The 1,573-nt window shown below is 37.6% G+C and carries 3 protein-coding genes; all 3 read right to left on the bottom strand.

Translation table 11 applies throughout. The annotated features are described in order from the left end of the window. On the bottom strand, nucleotides 1-721 hold a 721-nt coding region (locus ACG9ZL_RS20925), incomplete at its 3' end, for a zonular occludens toxin domain-containing protein (RefSeq protein WP_419361804.1). A 75-nt stretch (nucleotides 722-796) separates the two neighbouring features. Further along, nucleotides 797-1,078, bottom strand: a complete 282-nt coding sequence (locus ACG9ZL_RS20920; protein ID WP_419361801.1) for a DUF2523 family protein — start codon at nucleotides 1,076-1,078, stop codon at nucleotides 797-799. Between the two features lies 1 nt (nucleotide 1,079). After that, nucleotides 1,080-1,573, bottom strand: a 494-nt coding sequence (locus tag ACG9ZL_RS20915; RefSeq protein ID WP_419361798.1) for a virulence factor TspB C-terminal domain-related protein, incomplete at its 5' end; no start/stop codon positions are given.

The following is a 1,573-nucleotide window of genomic DNA, read 5'->3' as shown; positions in this document are numbered from 1 at the left end:
TTACAGATGATGCTTGAGAATCTATAACTGTATTCGGCTTTTGTTCACCACTCGCAATTTGTGCATTCTCTCTGATTTTTGAAGCACTTAAAAATGGATTATTTGAGCCAAAGACCATATATAAAATAATAGAAACGACAACAAGTAAAAAGCCACCAAGCTTGTAATAAAGCACAGGTATTTTGAGTTTATGAGTATCAATCGTGGTCGATTTATATTTATCGAAAATCTTAGTGTCAGGCTTAAATGTTTCATGACTTTCTGCTTTGTTTTTAGAGCCTGTTGAATCAGGCATCATGACCGCATAACGCCATAGGAATACATCAGCAAAACCACGACCATAAGCACGGTGTAAGTGATAGTGTGAACCCACTAGACCCAATAAATGATTATGTAAGAAGTTAGGGCTTTGAGTGATAAGAATAATGTCATGTCCAGTATGACGATGGGTTTCTAATTCTTGTACACGTCCATCTGAACTAAGTTTTTCACGACCCTTATATTTAAAGAAATCAAATTGTTGTGCTTCATCATAGATAACGATAGAACCGTCAGGCGTATTTCTCCAGTCGTCATTTTCAGGAAGTGGATTAACCCCCTCATAATCAAAGCCATCAATGTTTGTGTAAACTGGACGACCTTCTTTTAAATAATTTAAAGCTCGAGTAGCAGCCATAGCAGTTTTAAAAGAACCAGGCTTACCCGTAAACAGAAATAGCATTTCTTTGTACTCCTTTTATTTCATGACACGCCCCACGCTACGTACACGGAGACGCGTACGGTGCGTGTAAGCGCGTCACGACATTTTTTTTAGTGACATTGAACTCGCAACAATGGTTGCACGGGCAACAAGTGCACCAATAATGATTGAAATTGCTTGATCTATACCTGAGATGCTGAGTAAACCTAAATATGTAGGGTCGACATTGGATGATGCATCTATGGCTTTTTGAATAAATTTAGAAAGTATTCCATTGATAATTGCAGATGAAACAATAGCAACACCAGCACCTAGTAAAACTTGTCTAGCGAAGTTAGAGAGTAACCAAGAACCGATAGCGAATAATAATGCAGGCATGTTATCCCCTCATTCCTAAAATAATGTAGGCTGCAGAGAAGTAAGCACATGCAATTATTGCCCATCTTATTTTTGAAAGTAATTCACACCAAGGAGACCATTTAAGGACCAAAGTTGAAGACTGACCCATTAAAGAAATCGGGATTTGAACATCGGGAGGACATGAAGCAGACCAAGAAACATAAGATTTTTCATAGTCACCGACATCATATTCTTCAATAGTGGGTTTTTCATTTTCTGGGAGATTATTGTCTCCAGTGAGCCAATCTTCTATGTCTTTGAGAAGTGAATTACCCTCTTCTTGACCTTTAATGATTTGATCTAATTTTTTGCCATTTTCTTTAGTTGCTTCAGTGCCTTTGTTGACTGCGTTAGTAACTTTCTCACCACTTGCATTCACAGAATTTGAGACTTTATCGCCATTTCCATTGACCGCACTGGTGACAGCATTAACTGAATTATTCAGAGAATCTATTGCTGATTTAACAGAATTAA

The organism is Acinetobacter legionensis (genome assembly GCF_048551735.1).
Lineage (GTDB): Bacteria > Pseudomonadota > Gammaproteobacteria > Pseudomonadales > Moraxellaceae > Acinetobacter.
This window is presented reverse-complemented; position numbering and strand designations above follow the sequence as displayed.

Excerpts from the sequence above, each read along its gene's own strand:
- ACG9ZL_RS20920 (WP_419361801.1), bottom strand. The coding sequence starts at position 1,078 with ATGCCTGCATTATTATTCGCTATCGGTTCTTGGTTACTCTCTAACTTC.